The sequence below is a fragment of the Cellulomonas pasadenensis genome (assembly GCF_047229365.1).
Taxonomy (GTDB): Bacteria; Actinomycetota; Actinomycetes; order Actinomycetales; family Cellulomonadaceae; genus Cellulomonas.
In genome coordinates this window covers 1-3,523 of the sequence record NZ_JBFTEP010000217.1, presented here as the reverse complement: position 1 = coordinate 3,523, position 3,523 = coordinate 1, and the positions used below count along the sequence as shown (strand labels likewise).

At 77.3% G+C, this 3,523-nt stretch carries 2 protein-coding genes and 1 pseudogene; all 3 read right to left on the bottom strand.

The annotated features are described in order from the left end of the window. Positions 1 to 171: 171 nt before the first annotated feature. Entirely contained in the window at positions 172 to 1,926 is a 1,755-nt protein-coding gene (gene resB, locus AB6N23_RS17735; protein WP_412867288.1) for a cytochrome c biogenesis protein ResB, read from the bottom strand. Positions 1,927 to 1,933: 7 nt separating this feature from the next. Beyond that, positions 1,934 to 2,875 (bottom strand): cytochrome c biogenesis CcdA family protein, encoded by a 942-nt coding sequence (locus AB6N23_RS17730; protein ID WP_412867287.1) that lies wholly within the window; start codon positions 2,873 to 2,875, stop codon positions 1,934 to 1,936. Further along, a pseudogene (locus AB6N23_RS17725) lies at positions 2,872 to 3,456 on the bottom strand (TlpA family protein disulfide reductase); the annotation flags it as partial. The gene AB6N23_RS17730 and the pseudogene AB6N23_RS17725, both read right to left, overlap by 4 nt. Positions 3,457 to 3,523 lie beyond the last annotated feature (67 nt).

Here is a 3,523-nt window from a genome sequence, read left to right as displayed (position 1 = left end):
AGACCGCCCCGCCCGCGGCCACGAGCTCCCGCGCGCGCGGCGCGGTCGCGCGCTGCGCGGCCTCCGCGACGCGCGACAGCTCGATCGTCCACGCGACGAGCGCGAACGTGAACGCCGTCGTCGCGCCCCACACGAGCAGGTCGCTGACCTGCGCCAGGGTCTGCTGGTCCATCACACGCCTCCGGGTCCGGGCGCCGGGTCCGGCACCTCGTCGTCGCGGTCGGGTCGGTTCTCGGCGGCGCCGGGCGTCGTGCTCGCCACCGGGCGCCCCAGCACCTCGGCGAGCACCCGGTCGAGCTCGGGCTGCAGGCCCACGTCGTCCCCCCGGGCGAGGCCCGCGGCGTCGACCACTGTACCGGCGGGCCGGTCGCCGCCCGCGGGCGCGAGCCGCAGCCACAGCCGCCGCCGCGGGGCGAACAGGGACGCCGCGAGGCCGAGGAACGCGAGCACGGCGAACACCAGCACGCCGAGCAGCGCGGGGTCGTGCCGCAGGTCCAGCGCGACGAACCGCGGCAGCCCCTCGAAGGTGAGCGTCCCGAGCCCGTCGGGCAGGTCGACCGTCTCGCCCGGGCGCACGTACAGCGTCACGTCCTCGCCGGCGACGTCGGTGACCTTCTCCATGCGCGACTCGTCGAGCCGGTACACGTTCTGCGGGACGCCCGTGTCGAGGCCGAGGTTCCCGCGCCACACCGAGAGCACGAGCATCGGGTCGGTCGGCTGCGGGTCGGCCGAGCGCCACCAGCCCGGCACCCACTCCTCCGCGGTCGGCAGCAGGTAGCCCACGAGGCCGACCTGGTCCTGCCCCGCCGAGACGTCGGGCACCTTGACGACGCCGCGCGACGTGTACACCTCGTCCTCGGGCAGGAACGGCACGGCCCCGGCGAACGCGACCTCGCCCGCGGCGTCGCGCACGGTCACCTGCGGCGCGTAGCCGTTGCCCTGCAGGTAGACCTTGGCACCGCCGGCGGTGACGGGGTGGTTCACCTTGATGGTGCGCTCCTGCGGCTCCTCGCCCGGCTCGGTCACCGTGACGTGCGCGGTGAAGTCGCGCGACTGCAGGGTCTGCGGGTCGAACCGCGACTCGAACTCGTCGAGGCGCAGCGTGAAGGGCTCGAGGTCGGCGGGGTCGAACGCGGCGCCGCGCTCGAACGTGTCGTAGCCGGCCTGCACGTTCGCGAACCCGGTGCCCTGCACGACGATCGCCTGCCCGCGGAAGTGCAGCAGCTGCCCCGTCGCGACGCTGACGAGCAGCCCGACGAGCGCCAGGTGGAACAGCAGGTTGCCGGTCTCGCGCAGGTAGCCCCGCTCGGCGGAGACGGACCACGTGCCGGCCCCCTCGTCGTGCACGTCGACCCGGTACGACGGGACGAACGGCAGCCAGGACGCACCCCGGCGCAGCACCGCGGCGGCGCGCTCCGCCACGGCGCGCGGCGCGTCGGCCGACGTGCCCTCCCCGCGTGCGGGGAACCGGGCGAGCCGGCGCGGCGTGCGGGGCGGGCGGCCGCGCAGGGCCGCGAGGTGCACGCGCGTGCGCGGCAGGATGCAGCCGACCAGCGAGACGAACAGCAGCAGGTAGATCGCGCTGAACCAGACGGACGTGTAGACGTCGAAGAAGCCGAGCCGGTCGAGCCACGGCCCGGCGCCGGGGTGCTCGTCGAGGTACTCGGCGACGGCGGCCGGGTCCTGCGGCCGCTGCGGGAACACCGTGCCGGGCACGGCCGCGACGGCGAGGAGCATGAGGAGCAGCAGCGCGACACGCATGCTCGTCAGCTGCCGCCAGGCCCAGCGCAGCCAGCCGGCGACGCCGAGCGCGGGCAGGCCGGGGTCGGGCGCGCCGGGACGCGGCGGGCTCGCGGGCGCGCCGGCGACGTCGCCGTCGCCTCGCGTGAACGCGTCGTCGAGCCCCTCGGGGCGGTAGGTCACCACGTCGGCCTCACAGCACCGGGACGAAGGGGTCGGCGCCCGTCAGGACGCCCTGGAGCCACGCGGACCACGTGCCCCACACGCCCGTGACGAGCGCGAGGCCGAGGACGACCAGCACGCCGCCGCCGACGCGGCGCACCGCGAGCCGGTGCCGGCGCAGCCGGCCGAGCAGCCGGTCGGAGCGCTGCAGCCCGAGCGCGACGAGCACGAACGGCAGGCCGAGGCCCACGCAGAACACCGCGGCGAGCAGCGCGCCGCGGCCGGCGGACCCGCCGGTCAGCGAGAGCGTGAGGATGGCGGCGAGCGTCGGGCCGATGCACGGGGTCCAGCCGATGCCGAACGCGACGCCCAGCAGCGGCGCGCCCCACAGGCCGGCGCGCGGCGCGAGGCGCAGGCGCCGCTCCCCCTGGGCGAACGGGACGAGCCCGAGGAACGCGAGGCCCATGACGACGGTGACCGCGCCGAGCACGCGGCTCACGGGCTCCTGCCACTGCCACAGCAGCGCGCCGAGCGAGCCGGCGAGCGCCCCGAAGGCGACGAACACGAGCGAGAACCCGGCCACGAACAGCGTCACGCCGAGCAGCACGCGGCTGCGGGCGACGCGGTCGTCGACGTCGTCCGCCGCCGCGGCGGCGACGGGCACGGCAGCCACCGCGGGGGCGGCGGCCACGGGGGGCGGCACCGTCGGCGTCGGCACGGCGGGTGCGCCGGCGCCGCGGCCGAGCGTCACGACGTCCGTCGCGTCGACGGCGCCGAGCGCGCGCGACCGCCGGTCACCGGCGGAGCCGCCGGGCGCGCCCGCGAGCCCGCCGAGCAGGCCCAGGTAGCCGGGGACCAGCGGCAGCACGCACGGCGACGCGAACGCGACGACGCCGGCCAGCAGCGCGACCGGCACGGCGAGCAGCAGCGAGCCGCTCGCGACGGCGGCGCCGAGGTCCGCGGCGGCGGTCACGGCGTCGCCGTGCCCGTCGGGTCGGCGGTGGCCGTCGACCCGCTCGCGCCGTCGGCGCCGCCGCCCTCCGCGAGCAGCTCGTCGACGAGCGAGCGCAGCGTCGAGCCGTCCGCGAGGCCGAGCACGCGCGCGGCGACGCGCCCCTCGCGGTCGAGGAGCACGGTCGTCGGCACGGCGCTGACCGGGACGACGCCCTGGAGCGCGGCGACGGCCGAGCCCTCGGTGTCGGCGATGCTCGGGTACGGGATCGCGAACTCCCGCTGGAACGCCTGCGCCGCACCCGCGGCGTCGCGGACGTTCACGCCGAGCACGTGCACGCCGCGGCCGGCGTAGTCGGTGGCGAGGGCGGCGAGGTCGGGCGCCTCCGCACGGCACGGCGGGCAGGCGGCGTACCAGGTGTTGAGGACGACGACGTCCCCGCGCCACGCGGCGACGTCCTGCGCCGTGCCCTCGTAGTCCGTGCCCGCGAGCGCGAGCGGCTCGGTGCGGTCGCCGACCGCCCACGCCGTCGTGGAGCCGTCGCCCGACTGGTAGCCCTGGCCGACGACGTCCTCGGGCGCCGCGGGGTCGTCGGCGCCCGACCCCCAGCCCCCGAGCCGAGCCCCCCCAGAGGCTTATACAAATAAACGAGGCCACCAGACACATACG